The sequence below is a fragment of the Olegusella sp. genome (genome assembly GCF_057238325.1).
Window position 1 is genome coordinate 124,808 of record NZ_DBHHGF010000002.1, and the last position, 17,766, is coordinate 142,573.

General features: G+C 49.6%; 13 protein-coding genes and 1 tRNA gene. 9 read left to right on the top strand and 5 right to left on the bottom strand.

Annotation, left to right across the window (positions count from 1 at the left end; genetic code table 11):
- Positions 1–61 precede the first annotated feature (61 nt).
- Both ACO5JD_RS03240 and ACO5JD_RS03245 read left to right on the top strand, forming a co-directional pair.
- Positions 62–1,405 carry an amidohydrolase family protein gene (locus ACO5JD_RS03240; RefSeq protein ID WP_484987527.1) on the top strand — a complete coding sequence of 448 codons (1,344 nt, stop codon included), beginning with the start codon at positions 62–64 and terminating at the stop codon, positions 1,403–1,405.
- Positions 1,406–1,686: 281 nt separating this feature from the next.
- Positions 1,687–4,179: a DUF2339 domain-containing protein gene (locus tag ACO5JD_RS03245; RefSeq protein WP_484987529.1), complete on the top strand. Its 2,493-nt coding sequence runs from the start codon at positions 1,687–1,689 to the stop codon at positions 4,177–4,179.
- Positions 4,180–4,341: 162 nt separating this feature from the next.
- On the opposite strand, the gene ACO5JD_RS03250 is transcribed toward ACO5JD_RS03245, so the two are convergent.
- Entirely contained in the window at positions 4,342–5,604 is a 1,263-nt protein-coding gene (locus ACO5JD_RS03250; protein ID WP_484987531.1) for an adenosylhomocysteinase, read from the bottom strand.
- Positions 5,605–5,662: 58 nt separating this feature from the next.
- Positions 5,663–6,946 carry an amidohydrolase gene (locus tag ACO5JD_RS03255; RefSeq protein ID WP_484987533.1) on the bottom strand — a complete coding sequence of 428 codons (1,284 nt, stop codon included), beginning with the start codon at positions 6,944–6,946 and terminating at the stop codon, positions 5,663–5,665.
- Between the two features lie 342 nt (positions 6,947–7,288).
- Between ACO5JD_RS03255 and ACO5JD_RS03260 the strand changes: the two genes are divergently transcribed.
- The 4 genes from ACO5JD_RS03260 (at position 7,289) to dnaX (ending at position 12,543) form a co-directional block, all read left to right on the top strand.
- Complete coding sequence (locus tag ACO5JD_RS03260) at positions 7,289–8,260, top strand: ABC transporter substrate-binding protein (protein ID WP_484987535.1); 972 nt, start codon at positions 7,289–7,291, stop codon at positions 8,258–8,260.
- A gap of 144 nt (positions 8,261–8,404) precedes the next feature.
- A complete protein-coding gene (locus ACO5JD_RS03265) occupies positions 8,405–9,268 on the top strand; it encodes an amino acid ABC transporter permease (RefSeq protein WP_035438357.1) in 864 nt (287 codons plus the stop codon).
- Between the two features lie 9 nt (positions 9,269–9,277).
- Positions 9,278–10,072 carry an amino acid ABC transporter ATP-binding protein gene (locus ACO5JD_RS03270; RefSeq protein ID WP_484987537.1) on the top strand — a complete coding sequence of 265 codons (795 nt, stop codon included), beginning with the start codon at positions 9,278–9,280 and terminating at the stop codon, positions 10,070–10,072.
- Between the two features lie 134 nt (positions 10,073–10,206).
- Positions 10,207–12,543, top strand: a complete 2,337-nt coding sequence (gene dnaX / locus ACO5JD_RS03275; RefSeq protein ID WP_484987539.1) for a DNA polymerase III subunit gamma/tau — start codon at positions 10,207–10,209, stop codon at positions 12,541–12,543.
- Positions 12,544–13,006: 463 nt separating this feature from the next.
- Here dnaX and ACO5JD_RS03280 read toward each other — a convergent pair whose 3' ends face one another.
- The 3 genes from ACO5JD_RS03280 to ACO5JD_RS03290 all read right to left on the bottom strand — a co-directional run bounded on the left by ACO5JD_RS03280 (position 13,007) and on the right by ACO5JD_RS03290 (position 14,830).
- On the bottom strand, positions 13,007–13,846 hold the full coding sequence (locus ACO5JD_RS03280) for a hypothetical protein (RefSeq protein ID WP_484987541.1): 840 nt from the start codon (positions 13,844–13,846) through the stop codon (positions 13,007–13,009).
- A 66-nt stretch (positions 13,847–13,912) separates the two neighbouring features.
- On the bottom strand, positions 13,913–14,518 hold the full coding sequence (gene recR / locus ACO5JD_RS03285) for a recombination mediator RecR (protein ID WP_484987543.1): 606 nt from the start codon (positions 14,516–14,518) through the stop codon (positions 13,913–13,915).
- A 3-nt stretch (positions 14,519–14,521) separates the two neighbouring features.
- A complete protein-coding gene (locus ACO5JD_RS03290) occupies positions 14,522–14,830 on the bottom strand; it encodes a YbaB/EbfC family nucleoid-associated protein (protein WP_445994706.1) in 309 nt (102 codons plus the stop codon).
- Between the two features lie 170 nt (positions 14,831–15,000).
- Here ACO5JD_RS03290 and ACO5JD_RS03295 point away from each other — a divergent pair.
- The 3 genes from ACO5JD_RS03295 (at position 15,001) to rbr (ending at position 17,428) form a co-directional block, all read left to right on the top strand.
- Positions 15,001–15,077: transfer RNA gene (locus ACO5JD_RS03295), tRNA-Asp, on the top strand.
- Positions 15,078–15,836: 759 nt separating this feature from the next.
- On the top strand, positions 15,837–16,850 hold the full coding sequence (locus ACO5JD_RS03300) for an HhH-GPD family protein (RefSeq protein WP_484987545.1): 1,014 nt from the start codon (positions 15,837–15,839) through the stop codon (positions 16,848–16,850).
- Positions 16,851–16,882: 32 nt separating this feature from the next.
- Complete coding sequence (gene rbr, locus ACO5JD_RS03305) at positions 16,883–17,428, top strand: rubrerythrin (RefSeq protein ID WP_484987547.1); 546 nt, start codon at positions 16,883–16,885, stop codon at positions 17,426–17,428.
- Positions 17,429–17,766 lie beyond the last annotated feature (338 nt).

Below are 17,766 nucleotides of genomic sequence, written 5' to 3' on the forward strand. Positions count from 1 at the left end.
TGTCCGAAACGCTATCGTGTAACCAAACTGTGTGACCAAATTTGCCGCCAAGGAGGCTAGCGTGCAGAGTCAACAAGTTATTGTGTATTCGGCTCCCCTGGTTGTACCTGTATCGATGCCCGTTATCGTCAATGGTGCTGTAGCTGTACGCGGGGAGCGGGTTTTGCATGTGGGCACGCGCTCTTGGGTGCTTGAGGTGCTACGCGAAGAGTTGGATGCGCAGGCTCAGCAAGAGATGGTTGAGCGACATTTTGATGGCATATTGTTACCGGGTCTTGTAAATGCTCATACGCATTTGCAGTACACGGGTATGTCTTCGGTGGGACAAAAGATTTATGACAGTTTCCGCGCATGGGAACTGGCTTTTGATGAGATTTACGATGCGCCCGAAGAGAAGCCTTGGAAACGGTGGGCACATGATGGTGCGCGTCAGCTTCTTGAATTAGGTGCAACGTCGGCGGCTGATGTGGTGTCTGATATCGAAGCAGTTGGTGCGCTTGGTAGTCTTGGTATGCACGGTATTGCGTACTGGGAAGTTATGGATTGGGAAAATGAAGCTTGGTCGCGTGAGGGCGCACGCACGCTTATCAGTCAGCTGGCAGAAGCTGGACGCAACCAAGATATTCGTTTGGGCATCAGTCCCCATGCGCCTTATTCATTAGGTTCAGGTCCCTTGTTGGACTTGCCTGATATTGCGCGTGGTCTTGGTATGCGCTTACATATTCATTTGGGAGAAACTCCTGTTGAGGCTGGCGCTTTTCCCTCAAAGCTCTCAAATCTTACCTCGTATGTATGGAGTGACAAAAATTGGGATGGCTATCTTGCACTCCACGCGGCTGGTTTTGAGGTAAGTGCAATCCAGTTTGTTGATCAACTGGGTGTGCTGGGACCAGATGTGCATATCGCGCATGGGGTATATGCGTCGCGTGAGGATAGGCGTATTCTGCGGCAACGTGGTGTGAGCGTTGCTTTGTGTCCACGTTCAAATCGTGTGACCTGCACCGTGCGCGATGCGCCCGTTGCCCGCTATCTAGAAGAAGGAAATCCTATTGCAATTGGTACTGACTCTTTGTCGAGCTGTCCTTCTTTAGATGTTATGGATGATGCAGCGGAGGTCTATAAGCTTGCAGTTGAGCAGGGCTACGATCGCGACGATTTGTCACATCGCATTATTCGTGCGCTGACCTTGGGCGGGGCTGAATCAATGGGACTCAATTGTGGTTCCAATCGTATTGGCCAGATTAATCCTGGCGCCCTTGCTGACCTTGCTTTCTTTGATATACCTATCGATATCAGCACGCCCATGGGTGTTGAAGAAACGCTCGATTATTTTGTCCTCAAAGGTGCTGGTAGCTGTCGTGCAACACTGTTGTCTGGCAAGCTTGTCCACAATCGTGTTTGGTAGCACAGAGCTTAATACGTAAGCTCGCCTTTTTAACCTGCGTTTCAAAGGCATCACAGCTTGGCATGCTAAAAACGCAATACCATATTGTGTGTAATACTACGGAGTATAAACGCCTTGTTGTATTGGTGGCTGCCTTAAGGCTTGCATACAAAGGTGGTGCAGTAATGCTATATCCGTATGATAGACTTCCTCCGCTCTTCGAACTTGCGCTCATAGTGCTTGTCATTTACAGCGTTGTTTCGATCTCTACACTAAAAAGAAAAGTCAAGCATTTAGAAAATGTGCTGCAGACGCTCCTACCAGAGAAGCAGCCTAAATCGACAAATAATAACCCCGATCTTGCACTTACGCCCCCGAATCAAACGGAATATACATCCGCAACACCATCCAGTTCTGTAGTCCGTGCTACACCTGCACCAACCACCATACCTACTTCAGTCCCTACTACACCGCAGCATCCCGCTGTACCACAGCGATCTGCAGGTGTGCCTCCCATACCAGAGGGGTTTACTTCAAAATCAGCGTTTACCCCAGGGTCATCCTCTAGTTTTGAGCCTTCTCAAAAGGCGAGTTTCTCATCATTTGAAAACCTCGTAGGTCGAAATATCTTTGGTTTTGTTTCTGCTGGATTGGTCTTTATTGGTCTTGTACTTCTTGGCATGCTTGTTGTTCCTTCTTTGGGTGATGTTATCCGCTGCTCGCTTATGTACAGTTTGAGCGCTGTATTTTTGGTTGTTGGCTTCGTTGCCGTCAAACGTCAAGTTTCTGCTCATACAATTCCTTTGGCTACGGGGGAGATTAATGTAACAAAGCATGCGCCGCTGCTCCCATCAATCCTCTTGGGAACAGGTGCAGGTGGATTCTTTATTTCGCTTCTTATAACACGCCTTTATTTTGGATATCTTGACAATCTTGGTGTTCTGGCGCTGCTTTTAGTCTGGAGCGCCTTATGTATGTATTTGGTAAAACGCTTTAATTCCATTGTGCTTGCGGTTGTAGCCCATGCAGGCATGATCATCTCGGTTTGTTTTTCCTACAGCTTTGGTTTTAGTGACAGCAGTATTTTCATTATTATTGCTTATCAGCTGCTTGCTTGTCTTATTGTTGTAGGTGGAAGCCTAGTAAGTATGCGTCGCGTATACTGCTTGGGGCTACTTGCATCATTAGTCCTTGCCCTCATAGCAAGCACTTATCTGTGGCATCGCTTTGATGCAGGAGAAATCCTCTTTTCTGGGATATTCTGGTTTGTTATTCCTATATATACCGCGGGATTTCGTTCGGAACTTCCGAGTATTGTTGTTGTCCTTGCGTTTTTCATTCAGTTTATTACCGCATCATTCGTTCTTTATTTACTAAGAAAAGCTTTGATGCAGGATCAAAAAGTCTCTCAACATACAGCAGCAACTCCATCTTATGTGATAGGGGAGTTTTTGTGGCTTTATATGCTTTGCACTGATGTATACAAGGTGCTCGTTCATCTTTTTCTATCTTGGACGCATACAAATCTGCAGGTGTCATCGGAGTTTTTCTTCCAGCGCATTATGCAGGAGAGTATTACTTGGGAGCTTGATGCTGCGCTTGGTATATGCATTCTTGTACTGGTGCTTCATGTGGGAATTATTTTATTGTTTGTCCAGAAAAAGGGCTTCAATGCTGGTTTGAGCAGAGTGGCAATTATTGCGGCAACAAGTGTTGCTGCTACCTTGCTGTTGATTAGTGCTCCACACTTTAGATGGGTGGCCTTTATCCCTTCAATTTCTGGTTTGCTCCTCGTTACAGTTGTGCTCTATGCCCTTTCGTATGTACAGCTAGACGGCAACTATGCTATTGCAGGTCATGTAATTTTGGCCGTCGAAGCAGTGTATCTTTTGACTACTGGCTACGCTCAGCTTGTTCCAGAATTTGGTGTGCTTGGACCCCTTGTTGCTTTAATAGCAACTATGGCTCCGCTTGTATGGTGGAGGCATCGTGGCTACAACGTTGATGCTGAGGCAAAACGTGTTCCTGTGCTATTTGTATTACTGGTGTTCTTCGAGCTATCTATGGAGACAATTCCATCTATTAATGGTCTTTTTATTGAACAATTACCATTGTTCAGATTGGTTCAGCTTATGGGGTTGTTCGTGTTCTTCCCCGGTCTTCCACAGACAGCTTTTACGGGATTTTCTCTCTTGCAATTACAAGAAAAGTCCGTTTGTTCTCGAGCTTGGATTATAGCGGCACAGATTAACGAAGTTGTACTTCTAAGCAGTTTTATTTTTCATATCTCAGGTAGTCCTGATACAAACAGTCCAGCGAGAAACCTATTTGCTACTACCATATATCTTTTGTGCGCAGTGCTTGTACTGGCTATGATCGTGGCTCGTGTATGGGAGCACGCACGAAAGAATGGACGTTTACTTGCCTTTCTTCAGATTGTCTGGGCAATCTTGTTTACGTTCTTATGCCCAGCAGTTTTAAATCGTTTGGGCATTCTTGAAGAGCTGGGTTATGCCGTAAGTTTGATTTATATGATTTGCGCTCTCATTTGTATAGCCGTAGGCTTTAGATTAAACATTCGACCAATGCGTCTGTATGGCTTGGTTGTAACAATGCTTTGCGTACTCAAGATGGTGCTCTTTGACTTTGGTGATGGTTCTACAATTTCTCGTATTGTCGCTTTTATTATTGGCGGCGTCTTATGCTTTGCGATAAGTCTTTTGTACAACTATGCAGCGAAGAAGTTGCTTCCTGTTACATCAAGCGATCTTACCAATCAAAATTTGTCGGATTAAATCAAGTCTGGTGGATTGAGAATGCCAATCGCGACAGTGGATTTCATTGAAGATGGATGGTAAAAACTGCACCTCCAAAACCCGAACTTTTTTCTAAGTCCAAGTTTTGCAGGTGCGGTTCAAATTATTTAGCTTACTTGTGTACTGCTTGTTCTCAAGCTTTTACACGTCAGAGTCATTGAGGTAGTGCTCTTGCTCGGGTGTAAGTACATCGATGTGCTTGCCCATAAAGGAGAGTTTTTTGCGGGCAGTCTCCAAGTCAACGTCCGTAGGAACATCCATGAGCATCTCATCAAACTCACCTTGGTGTTCAACCAGATATTTTGCTGAGAGCGCTTGAATTGCAAAGGACATATCCATAATCTCTGCAGGGTGCCCATCGCCGCAAGCAAGATTGACCAAACGGCCCTCGCCAAGGACATAAATCCAGATACCATTAGGTAGTTTGTAACCCATGATGTTTTCACGCATGAGCTTGGATTCTACAGCAAGCTTGTGTAGCCCCTCCATGTCGACTTCGACATCAAAGTGACCAGCATTGCATAGGATGGCACCCTCATGCATAAGGAGGAAGTCTTCCTCATCGATGACCTTGTTGCAACCGGTAACAGTGATAAAGAAGTCGCCCAAAGGTGCAGCTTCTGCCATAGGCATCACGTCGAAGCCATCCATCACTGCTTCAATTGCCTTGACGGGATCGATTTCTGTAACGATGACACGCGCTCCAAGGCCTTTAGCGCGCATTGCAACGCCCTTGCCACACCAGCCATAGCCTGCGACAACAGCAGTCTTGCCAGCAACAACAAGATTAGTGGTGCGATCAATGCCATCCCAAACAGATTGGCCCGTGCCATAGCGGTTGTCAAAGAAGTGCTTCATCATGGCATTGTTAACGCGCACCATCGGGAAGCGTAGCTTGCCCTCGCGGTTCATAGCTTCTAGGCGGATGATTCCTGTTGTAGTTTCCTCGCAGCCGCCAATAACATGAGGGATAAGTTTTTGTAGCTCTGGATCGGTATGCATGAGATAAACCAAGTCGCCACCATCATCAATGATGAGATCGGGACCAGCGGCGAGCACGGCGTGAGTACCAGCGGCATATTCTTCGGCTGTTGCATCGTGGATAGCATGGACCTCAAGACCTTCGTGTACTAATGCGGCGGCGACATCATCTTGGGTCGATAGTGGATTGGAACCCGTAACATACATTTCTGCTCCGCCAGCTGCAAGTACCAGGCAAAGATAAGCTGTCTTTGCTTCGAGATGAATGGACAAGGCAATTTTCTTGCCTGCAAATGGCTTGGTCTGCTCGAATTCTTCCTTCAGCATGGTCAGCAGAGGGCAATTGCGTCTTACCCAATCAATCTTGAGCAATCCAGAATCAGCAAGATTGATGTCTCTGATAATACTCTTATCGGCTGGCATAAGTATCCTCCGTTACATATCGCAGTGCTTTTTGCACATTCTTACAAAATTGACCTAGCTAGAGGTTGAGACGACGACAAATACGCGTGACTTCTGCGCGGACTCGTTCTTCGTCGATAGTAAGCAATTCTCCGTGATCCATTACAAATTTGCCATCAATAATGACGCTTTCTACCTCAGCACTGCTTGCCGAATAGGTGAGCGCAGCGGGAAGATTGGTAGCAGGAATCATAGAAGGTAGATCGAGCCGCAACAGCGCAAGATCTGCTTTGCGACCAACAGCGATTTCGCCGCAGTTTAGTCTGAGCGCACGGGCACCATTGCTAGTTGCTGCGCGCAAGGTGTCTGCTGCGGTGATACAGGTGGAGCTGTCATGGGTTCCTTTGTGTATCAAAACAAACAGCCCCATTTCGCGAAACATATTTTGTGCATTATTGGAAGCAGGACCATCGGTGCCAAGGCACACATTCACACCTGCCGCCATGAGCTCGGGTACAGGCGCAAAACCATTGCCAAGTTTCATATTTGAAGCGGGATTGCTTACAACGCTGACGTGTTTTTTTGCAAGAATCATGCGGTCAGAGTAGCTGACACGAACACAGTGCGCCGCGATGCAAGGCACATCAAAAATGCCAGTGCTGTCAATATATTCAACAGGAGAGACGCCATACTTTTTTTGGATGTCGTCAGTCTCAGCTTGGGATTCAGCAATGTGGATGTGGATACCCAGTTGAGCCTCTTGGGCTATTTCAGCAAGCATGCGTAGGTAATCAGGACCACAAGAATAAGGAGCATGGGGTCCCAGCAGAAAGGAAAGCCTGCTGCAATTGCGCCAGTCCTTAAGCTCGTCAAGAGCTTCTGCCAGACGACGATCATTAAGATCGTAGTCATTGCCTACAAGACCTCGGCAGATGACAGCACGCATACCAGTTTCGCTGACAGCACGAGTGGTCTGATTAATATGCATCTGCATATCATTAAAGCAGGTAGTGCCCGTACGAATCATTTCTGCTTGACTTAAAAGTGATGCCCAGTAGGCATCTTTGGGCTCCATGCGGTACTCGATGGGCTGCACCCCGCCAAAGAGCCAATCGGAAAAGGGCAAATCATCGGCCACGTTGCGCATCAGCGACATATAGCTATGCGTATGAGCATTGATAAGCCCAGGGATTATGAGACGGTCGCGCGCATTGATGGTCTGCTCTGCTATAAATCCAGTAGGAGCCTTACCAATGCCTGTGATTAGTCCGTCTTGGATATACAGAGTTTTTTGCTCTACGCAAAAGCCAGCCTCTGTACCCTTATCAAGCAAAACTAAGCCGTTTTGAATTTCAAATCCCACAAGCAATCCTTTCGCAATTGAGCTGTTTTTTAGTATAGCGAGGTGGCGAATAGGCGGTGCTGCTGCTTGGCGGGAGTAGCTGAGTGGCGATGGGGAAGCTGCGGCACTGCTTGGCGGGAGTGATTGAGTAGTGATAAGAAACGACAGCACTGCTTGATAGGAATGACCTTACAGCAGTGACAGAAAAGAATGTTACGTTTAGCCGACCCATTTCTTGACATAGCTCGCATACCAAGCGACTGATTGTTAGGATATTAATGCTTTAGGTTTCGTAGGGTGACAGATTTTGTTGCCATAACATGCTCGTAGTGATTGCGAGCGCGTTGAGGAGGGACTACGCAAATGGCGAATCTCGACAGACGTAACTTTCTGAAGGCTTCAGCTATTACTGCTGGTGCAGGTGGAGTCATGGTTTTGGCTGCATGCTCAAACAAGGCACCTCAGAACAGCGGTAGCGCCGCAGGTAGTGCTGGGGGCTCTGCTAGCAATGATGCTGCAAAGGCAGAAAAGGTCGCTGCTTTTAAGGCTTCTTATCCTGTTGCCGCCACTACTGACGAGGCAAAGGCGCTTGCCACTCACGAGGCAGGTAAGTTGACTATTGCTACTGGTGAGCCTGCTTGGCCTCCTTATGTCATGGATGATGCTCCCGAGACGGGCGAGGGTTTTGAGGCTGCTGTTGCTTATGCTGTTGCAGCTCAGCTTGGCTTTGCTTATGACGATGTTGTTTGGGAGCGTACGAGCTTTGATAATGCAATTACTCCTGGCGATAAAGACTGGGATGTCAACATCCAGCAATTTGGCATTACTGAAGAGCGCAAGGCTGCCGTGGACTTCTCTAGCCCTTATTTCACCCCGACTCAATCGGTGATTGTGGATGCCGCCAAGGATCACGACAAATTTGCAAAAGCAACTTCTTTGTCTGAGCTCAAGGATGCTTCCATTGGTATGGATGCTTCTTCTACAGCTTTGGCTTGGACACAGGATAAGATTGGCAGCAATGTCCAGCCTTTGGGCGACAATGTTGACTCTGCTTCTCAGCTCAACTTGCATCAGATTGACGGTATCGTGACGGATACTCCCACAGCCGTTTACATGGCAAATCCTGATAACGGCGAGCTTGATAACGCCAAGCTTATTGGTCAGATTCCTGGTTCGGAAGCAGAGCCTCTTGCCTTTATTCTGCCCAAGGATTCCAAGCTTACCGCTCCCGTTACGGCCGCTGTTGACGCCCTGACCAAAGACGGCAAGATTGAGGAACTTACCAAGCAGTGGATGGCAGAGTACACTACCGAGGTTCCTATACTTTCTGAGTAATACTTATTTTCGATGGCAGGCGGACTACCCTTCCGTCCTGCCGTTGTTATTACGGGCCATCAACCCAGCCGCTCATTCTTTGCGCAGGACAAGAAAACCGCCCGCTATTATGGGTGGTCGTGATTTATGGAAAAGGTGGATAGGATGTCAGACGGCAAGCCACTCGATACTGAAGTAAGCAGCATCGAGCAGGAGCGTGAGGCGTTCCGACGTCACCAGAGTATGCGTTCTGTTGTGGTGAGTTTGCTGAGCACAGTTGCTTTTGTTATGGCTGTGGGTGTGATTCTCAACGTATCTCCTGGTTGGCCACGTGTGCGCGAGATGTTTTTCTCACCTGAATATTTTGCCGAGTCGTTCCCCAAGGTGCTTGATGGTCTGTGGCTCAATATGCGTGTGTTGGTTTATGCACTCGTGGGTACAGCAGTGCTTGGCACTTTGTTGGCAGTTGTGCGCATTTCCAAATCACCGGTACTTTTCCCTCTGCGTGTGCTTGCGCGTGCTTATACCACGATTATGCGTGGCATTCCGATGCTGGTGGTGCTGTATCTGATTGGCTTTGGTATACCGGGCCTAGGACTTTTTGGGCGCATGGACTCAGCGGTACTGGGTACTATTGCAGTTATTTTGAGTTACTCCGCCTATATCGCTGAGGTGTTGCGTGCGGGTTTTGAAGATGTACACCCCTCGCAGCGCGCCTCTGCTCGCTCATTGGGGTTGACTTCGGGTCAAACGGTTCGTCTTGTTATTATTCCGCAGGCACTGCGCAAAATTGCACCTGCCCTGATGAACGACTTTATCTCTATGCAAAAAGATGTGGGCTTGATTTCGACGTTGGGTGCGGTTGATGCGGTTCGCGCGGCACAGATTGCGGTGGCGCGCTCGTTTAACTACACGCCTTATGTGGTTGCAAGCTTGCTTTTTATCCTCATGAGTATCCCGTTCATTATTCTTAACGACTGGTACACTGCGCGCCTGCGCAAGCGTGAGCAGACGTCTGGCATGGTATAGGAGCTTTTTGTGGCAGATTTGATTGCTGGTGCAGGCTATAGCGAGCGGGAACAGCGAGTGGTTGGCGAGCCAGTCCTGCGCATTGATGGTGTGGTCAAGCGCTTTGGCGACAATGTTGTGCTCAATCATATTTCCTTTGACGTGCGCAAACACGAGACAGTGGCAGTGTTGGGACCTTCGGGTTCGGGTAAGTCAACCTTGATGAAGTGCGTCAACCTTCTTGAGCAGGTCAATGATGGGCAAATTTGGCTGGGAGATACCGATATTACTGATCCGCGCATAGATCAGGATAAGACCCGTGCACGCATAGGTGTGGTCTTCCAGCAATTCAATCTATTTCCTCATATGCGCGTTATCGATAACGTTACTCTGGCTGCTCGTAAAGTCTTTGGTTGGGATCGGGCGCGTGCTGAGGAACGCGCAATGGAACTGCTCAGGCGTATTGGCATGGATGCCAAGTCTCGCGAATTCCCCGATCGCCTTTCTGGCGGTCAACAACAGCGTGTAGCTATTGCGCGTGCGTTGATGATGGAACCCGAATTACTGCTACTAGACGAAATCACCTCTGCCCTTGACCCTCTGCTGGTGGGTGAAGTGCTCGAAATGGTTGAAGAGCTCAAAAATCAAGGCGCCACGATTTTGATGGCAACACATGAGATGGGTTTTGCTCATCGTGCGGCAGATCGCATTGTGTTGCTTCGTCGTGGCAAGGTAGCCGAGAACGGTACGCCTCACGACGTTATGGACAATCCAAGCGATCCCGAAACCCGCGCATTTTTCCATTCGTATCGCGATTGGAATTAAGCTGTTGCTCTAGCTTTAGGTGTTGGGGGCACTTTCGTTTGTTCTGCTTATAAATTTTTGCATTTGACTCTAGCCACTCTGTAGTCTAGGTCGGTGGGTATACTTAGTATTCACCCAACCTGTACGGAGGAAGCATGGAGTCGCTTTATCGCAAATATCGTCCTCAGACATTTGAAGATGTCGTTGGACAGCAGCATGTGGTTTCTACGTTGGAGCATGCAGTTGTTGAAGGTCGTACAAGCCATGCTTATTTATTTTGTGGACCGCGTGGCACAGGCAAGACAACCATGGCACGCTTGCTGGCAAAAGCTTTGATGTGCGAGCGTGGGGCAGGTCAGTTGCCTGATGGTACTTGTGAGCAATGCCAGCTTATTGCAGCGGGTGAACATTCCGATGTCTACGAACTTGATGCGGCATCGCGTACAGGTGTTGATAATGTGCGTGAAGAGATTATCAACAACGTCAGTTTTGCTCCTGTGCGTGGGCGTCACAAGGTTTATATCATCGACGAGGTCCATATGCTGACGACAGCAGCCTTTAATGCGCTGCTCAAGACCCTTGAAGAACCTCCAGCGCACGTGACTTTTGTGCTCTGTACCACCGATCCGCAAAAGGTGCCAGCGACAATTTTATCGCGTGTGCAACGCTTTGATTTTCACTCGATAAGTAATGCGGAGCTGCAGCAGCGGCTCGCGTATGTCTGTGAGCAGGAAGATTTTAGTTACGAGCCCGCAGCACTTGAATTGGTTGCACGCCATGCGCGCGGTGGCATGCGTGACGCACTCTCCTCGCTTGAGCAGTTATCGGTTTTTGGTGCTGGTTCAGTGAGTTTTGAGATGGCATCGAGCTTGCTGGGCGAAGTTGGCTCTGCAACACTTGCGGGTGTGACAAAGGCACTTGCTGCACGTGATGTGGTTCAGCTTTTTTCTGAAGTTTCTACTTTGGTCGATGAAGGCCAAGATTTGCTTCAGTTCGCCCGTGAGTTGGCGGCACGCTTGCGTGATGTATATGTGATTGCAGCCGTTGGTCCTCGGGCAGATGTTGTGTATTCCAGCCAAGAAGAACTTGGAGAGCTGAGTGAAGAGGCTGCTGCTTTTGGCTCTGCAGATCGCATAGCTCGAATTTTAGATATTTTGAGTGAGACGATGGGGGAGATGCGCACTGCACGCAACCCGCGCTTGACGCTCGAATTGGCTTTTACGCGCTGCGCTCGTCCTGGAAGCGACCTGACGCTTGAGTCTTTGGCGGAGCGTATTGCTGTGCTTGAGACGCGGGCGCGCGATGGGGCAACCTTGCCTGCGGTGAAGTCTGTGCCAGCGGCAAAGCCTGTGGCAATGACAAAGCCCGTGGCGGAATCCAAACCTGCGATGACATCTGAGCCTGTGGCAGCATCCAAACCTGCAGGATCACTCCAGTCTGCGACGGCATCCAAGCCTGCAGGATCATTCAAGCCTGCGACGGCATCCGAGCCTGCAGGATCATCCCAGCCTGCGACGGCAGCCAAGCCTACAGGATCACTCAAGCCTGCAGCCCCTACCACCCCCATGTCTGCGCCTGTCCAGTCTGTGTCGACGACACCCGCTCCCGCGCCGAAGCCTATGCCGCGCCCTGTCGCCGCACCCAAGCTAGAACCAGCATCTGCATCTATTCCACATCCTGCTGCGCCTGAGTTGCATCCTATTACGCCACAGGCGGTGCCAGTTCAGTCGCAGCAGCCCACATCCTCTGCTTACGCGGTTCACACGACAGCTGCATCAGCTCCTGCCGTAACAGGTGGTGGAGATTGGAATCAAGTTATTGCTCAGCTTCAGCAGGCAAAGCCTTCAAGTGCTGCTTTGCTTCTTAACTCTAGCGTTAAGTCTGACGACGGCAGTACGCTGGTTGTTGTTTTGCACAATGCCTCGCCTTTTGCCGTCAAGATGCTTTCTCGGTCTGACGTTGCTAAAGCGGTGAGCGAAGCTGTGGCTATGCAGTTTGGTCGCCGACAGATAGATTATGAAATTGCCGTCAGCACTACCTCTGCCGCACCTGCCGTTTCCGCAATGAATGCGCCAGTATCTCACCCTGTAGCCTCTCCGTCTACTCCTCAGCCTCAGCCACGACCCGCTCCTACGCCCGCGCCCGCTGCAGCAATCCCACCCTTGTCACAGTCAATTCCTGCACAGCCTGCGGCGCTTACATCGCAAGTAGTGCCCGTGCAGCCTGAGACGCCCGTATCGCAAACTCCCGCACAACCTACGATGTCCGCATCGGCATCAACTATCGCTTCGGCTCCTGTCCCAAATTCAATACCAACATCAGTCGCTGTGCCTGCATCGCATTCTGCCCCAGCAGCTGCGCCAAAGCCATCACCTACGGAGCCTTCAGATACTTCGCAGCCTGACTTTGACCCCTCTGATGCGGCGAGTGTAATGAACATGCTTGTTAGCATTTTTGGTGATGGAGTCAAAGATCGCAGTGGCCAGAATTAGCTCAATTTGTCCAAGATTTGCTCGACATCTGTTTGGCAGTCCGCCCGACTAGCTGCTTACCTGTCTGCCCGATATTCAGCCATCCGCTCGTTCTGCTTATCCGCCTGGCCGCTTAGCCGTCCATCCCTCCGCGTCTACGCATCCCTGCGCTTACGTACCTTCTGAACTGGGTACCCTTTGCGCCTACACATCTTCTGCGTCTAGGTGCCCTCCGCGTCTAGGTAGTTAAATCTTTTAGCCCCGAGGAGCCAGATTTATTCGCATTCCGAATAAAAAGGCTACCTCAGGGCTAAATTTTTTAAGTAAACGATAAAGGATGAGGGGGGATTGCCTTTATAGAGATGTAGAGACAGAGATGTAGGAAAGCAGAGGCTTGTAGAAGCGAGGATTTTGCAGAAGTAGAAATTTGAGAACGCAGAAGCGTATGCGGAGGTAGGGACTTATGCGAATGCGTGGGAAAGGCTTACGACAACTTTACTTCGGTGGTTGTCCCATCCTTGGCAGTGACGGTCAGCGTAGACTCATTCAATTCAGCAGAGACCAGTGAACCCTTGCCGCCGACTGGTTTTCCACCTGCATCAACAGGTACAGGCTCAGTATTGACGCCGCGCATGTATGCAAGAACATCCCAGCCAGCTTTGGTGTTCTCAGGGATGATCAACGAGCCATCAAAGAAGTAAAGGCCTATTGGCTGACCATTCAGCGTACATAAGGTTTGTTCTGCTTCTGCGCCTTTTGCAAGATAGGTTAGGGCATAGCTGCCATCAGTCTGCTCGCGTAGGGCATATGCAGCACCGTCATGTTTGAGGGTCTCACCAACAGCTGCCTGTGTCTGCTGAGCGTTCTTCTTCGCTGCAGGGTTTGGTGCAAAAGCAGCGCGCAGCAAGACTACAGCCAACAAAATTACGATTGCCGCTAGAACTCCTAGCAGGATATAGAGTTTGTGATCGCCATGAGTTTTGGTTTGACGAGACTTTACCTTGGGACGAGCAGAACGCGATAAACGACGCTTGCTTGACAGTGGTGTTTGCGTCTGTGCTTGACGTGTCAACTCAGCATTGTCGCGATTGGTAATGCGCGCGCCCTGCCCTTTTCCCAAAAGTGAAAATGAGCCAGTCTGAGCGGGATCTACGCCAATGGGGCGAGGAGAGTCATCATCAAGCGGTGAGGGAATTCGCGTATTAGCGGGTTTTGTGCTGGGCGCAACGCCAGTCATGTGGCGGCGCGACCCCCTACGAGAGGGACTTGCGGCTGCTCCAGAGTGCTGAGCGTTATTCCCGTGCTGTGCATGGTTTGCTGCCATCGTCTGTCCTCTCAGCTGCATCTAAAGACTGTTCTGTGATTTTACCGCTCGCGCTACTTAAAGAACCTAAAGAATACGACGTGCCTCAATGGCTCGGCCAAGCGTTACCTCATCGGCATATTCTAGATCGCCACCAACGGGCAATCCGCTCGCAAGGCGCGAGGTGGTTATGCCCAGTTGGGAAATGATACGGGCGAGGTAAGTAGCGGTGGTCTCGCCTTCAACATTAGGATTGGTAGCAAGAATAACTTCGGTCACTTCGCCGTCAGCAAGACGTGCGAGCAACTCGCGTACATGGAGTTGGTCGGGGCCAATCTTGTCCATCGGTGAAATAACGCCGCCGAGCACATGATATAGACCGTGATAGGCGCCCGTTCGTTCGATAGCGCTAATATCGCGCGGTTCGGATACAACGCAAATTGCCGAGCGATCACGACTGGAGTCCGCACAAATTTCACAGCGATCTTCGGTGGCGTAGTTGAAGCAAATCGGACAAAAATGCACCTGGCTCTTAAGATCCAAAATAGCATGAGCCAAGCGCGATGCTTCTTCAGCATCCGCTTCAAGCAAATAATATGCAATTCGCTGTGCCGACTTTGGCCCAATGCCCGGCAGGCGCCCCAGCTCGTCAAGGAGGCGCTGCAGAGTGTGCCTATTACTGGTATTTTCCAACGTCTACATCAGTCCTGGAATATTGAATCCACCAGTAGCAGCAGAGACTTGCTGGCTTGCTGCCGCCTGAGCAGACTCAATCACATCGTTAACTGCGGTAAGGATCATGTCCTGTAGCAGATCAACATCTTCGGGATCTAGTGCCTGTGGGTCGATAGTGACAGAAGTAACCTTCATATCAGCGGTGGCAGTCATTTTGACCATGCCGCCACCCGTTGAAGAAGAGACTTCGATGTCGCCTAGCTTTGCCTGAGCTGCTTCGAGCTGCTCCTGCATCTTGCGGGCCTGCTTCATCATTTGCTGCATATTCATCTGGGGCATGAAAAATCCTCTCGTTTGGTCACCAAATGTGCACAAGTACCATCAAAATGCACGCTTAGGGCACTACTGTAACCGCAAATAAGTCCTTAGGTACAAATTTTTAAAAAAACGCTAGACAAATGCCATCGCTTCTGTGTACAATGCTTCCGCACGTGATTCCTGGGGTATTAGCTCAGCTGGTTAGAGCGCCGGCCTGTCACGTCGGAGGTCGCGGGTTCGAGCCCCGCATATCCCGCCAGGAAATTTTCAGACCCTGCTTCGGCGGGGTCTTTTTTTGTAGTGCGCTGATGGGTCTCGGCTCCTAGCTTTTACATTCAAAATGAGCTCGCCCTATTTCGGCGACACCTGTCTGCCAAACGCCACAGATTCTTTCAGTTGGAGCAGCCCTACGTGCCAAACGCCACCAATTCTTTCAAGCAACACAGCTTTGCTTGTCAAACGCCACGTTCTGTTTCAGAAAAAATGTCAAAAGCCACATTCTGTTTCAAAGGACCTGACGTTTGCGCAGGTAAATTTTTTGTGCATGAAGAGATATGTGGCTTTTGGCTAAAAAAGTGAAGTAGAACGTGGCTTTTGGCACTTGGGCTGAAGCAAAGCGTGGCGTTTGGCAAGCAGGGCAGCATGAACATGAAACGGAGTGTGGCTTTTGGCCTCCAGCGTGAAATGAAACGTGGCTTCTGCCACATGGCATGCCACAAAGAGTCGATATCGTAGATGCGCACTCTTCTCGCGTGCTCGGCTTTAATCTGTCCCAACCTCGGGGTGGAACAGCTTGGCATCTACCTGCACTTTGCGTATACATCCAGCTAGAAAGTCCACGGCATTGGCTAACCCAGCTCTAGGTTGGGACAGAATGATATACGGATAAGACGTATGCGTGGCCACATATTTTTCTTATATGCTTATAAGGCAACAAAGGAGGCTGAAGGTCGGCCTGTGTCTGATTTGCCCTAAACATGCTAGATCCTTTAAGCCTTAAGACAGGAGCAGATAAAAAATGCCCAAACCACCCATCGCGGAAGCTTCTTTATCTTTGAATAAACTACAAGAGAGTCCTAGCGTGCATCAAGCTTTGGACAGTGCTGATAAGTGCGGTGTGCGTTGGGCTTTGAGGGATGACGCTATGCCTGTGCGAGGCGGGGTACAAGTTGATGCAGCATGCCTTTCTGAATTTCGCATAAAGGTGCTCGCCAAAGGGCATGAGCTTTATCGCGATCTGCCGTGGCGGCGTACGCATGACCCCTATGCAATCTGGCTTAGTGAGGTGATGTTGCAACAGACACAGGTGGCGCGCGTAGATGGCCGCTGGCAAAAATGGCTTGAGCACTTTCCTAACGTAGCGACTCTTGCTGCAGCGTCCGTTGCCGATGTGCTTGAAGAATGGCAGGGAATGGGTTACAACCGTCGAGCACTTTCGCTACAAAAAGCCGCGCAGATGATTATGCATCAAGGTGGAGAATTTCCTCGCGAACTTAAAGATCTGCTTGCTTTGCCGGGTGTGGGACCTGCCACCGCGGCGGGCATTCGAGCTTTTGCATGGGGACTTCCTGGCATCTATCTTGAAACGAACGTGAGGACAGTATTTCTTCATGAGCTCTTTCCTCATGAGCTTGATGTACCCGACAAGAAAATCATCCCTCTTGTTGAGCAGACCTGTCCTCCTGAAAGCACTGACGAGTTTGATAACCCTCATAGCTGGTATTATGCCCTGCTCGATTACGGCGCTTTTCTCAAAGCCAGTCTTCCCAACCCCTCCCGTAGGTCGCGCTCACATGTTAAACAATCTCGTTTTGAAGGCTCGCATCGTCAGAAAAGAGCGGCCTTGATAAGGCTACTTTTGGAGGCGCGTGGCGGGAATGGTGCGGAAGTTAAGATGCTTACAAAAGAACTCTCGAAACTTGAGGAGAAAGCAGGTAGACTCTCCTTAGATGTGACCGAGGTCACGAGTCTGTTGCAGGAGCTCGAAGGGGAGGGCTTTTGCTATCTAGACAAGGGGCGTTGGCATGTCTAGCAGTTGAATTGTCTAATGAGAGGAGAGGCCTTATGGCAGTCGATTTTGAGAACTCCCAGACCAAGAAGAACCTCGAGACCGCTTTTGCGGGTGAGTCCCAGGCTCACACCAAGTATGAGTACTACGCCAGCAAGGCAAAGAAGGAGGGCTACGTTCAGATCTCCAATATCTTTGCTGAGACTTCTGGTAACGAGAAGGAGCATGCAAAGCTCTGGTTTAAGTATCTTCATGATGGCGATGTGCCTGATACTCTGACCAACCTTAATGATGCAGCTAATGGCGAGAACTATGAGTGGACCGACATGTATGCCGGTTTTGCTGCTACCGCCAAGGAAGAGGGCTTTGCTGAAATCGCAGCAAAGTTTGCTTTGGTTGGTGAGGTTGAGAAGGCTCATGAGGAGCGCTATCGCAAACTCGCTGAGCACGTTGAGAAGGGCGATGTCTTTACTCGTCCTGGTGTCAAGGTTTGGAAGTGCCTCAACTGTGGTCACCTGCATGTCGGTGCTGAGGCTCCCGCGGTCTGCCCCGTCTGCAATCATCCACAGGCATACTTTGAGGAGCAGGTCGTCAACTACTAAGCAGTAGGAAGCAGTAGGCTCTGCTTTGCTTGATACAGTTGCACTCGAGGTGATGAGCCCACTCCTTTTGGGGGTGGGCTTTTGCATAGGGAGAGTATTTATTACAAGGCAATGCGATGTAGCCTTGGCTAGCGATTGAGCGATGGCCAGTAAAAGCACTTTTACTGCCGCTCATAAAATTTATAAGTATTGTGAATTTATAAATGGGTTCTACGAAACATCCATAGAAAACTTAAGAATATTTCATAACGATGAACAGATTTCAGTATTTATACAAATATAGATATGCCATTAGCCGAGTATGATTACTAATTCTGCAGTTCATTTCTCATTATTAA

Excerpts from the sequence above, each read along its gene's own strand:
- ACO5JD_RS03250 (WP_484987531.1), bottom strand. The coding sequence starts at position 5,604 with ATGCCAGCCGATAAGAGTATTATCAGAGACATCAATCTTGCTGATTCT.
- ACO5JD_RS03260 (WP_484987535.1), top strand. The coding sequence starts at position 7,289 with ATGGCGAATCTCGACAGACGTAACTTTCTGAAGGCTTCAGCTATTACT.
- ACO5JD_RS03265 (WP_035438357.1), top strand. The coding sequence starts at position 8,405 with ATGTCAGACGGCAAGCCACTCGATACTGAAGTAAGCAGCATCGAGCAG.
- dnaX (WP_484987539.1), top strand. The coding sequence starts at position 10,207 with ATGGAGTCGCTTTATCGCAAATATCGTCCTCAGACATTTGAAGATGTC.
- ACO5JD_RS03280 (WP_484987541.1), bottom strand. The coding sequence starts at position 13,846 with ATGGCAGCAAACCATGCACAGCACGGGAATAACGCTCAGCACTCTGGA.
- ACO5JD_RS03290 (WP_445994706.1), bottom strand. The coding sequence starts at position 14,830 with ATGAATATGCAGCAAATGATGAAGCAGGCCCGCAAGATGCAGGAGCAG.
- ACO5JD_RS03300 (WP_484987545.1), top strand. The coding sequence starts at position 15,837 with ATGCCCAAACCACCCATCGCGGAAGCTTCTTTATCTTTGAATAAACTA.
- rbr (WP_484987547.1), top strand. The coding sequence starts at position 16,883 with ATGGCAGTCGATTTTGAGAACTCCCAGACCAAGAAGAACCTCGAGACC.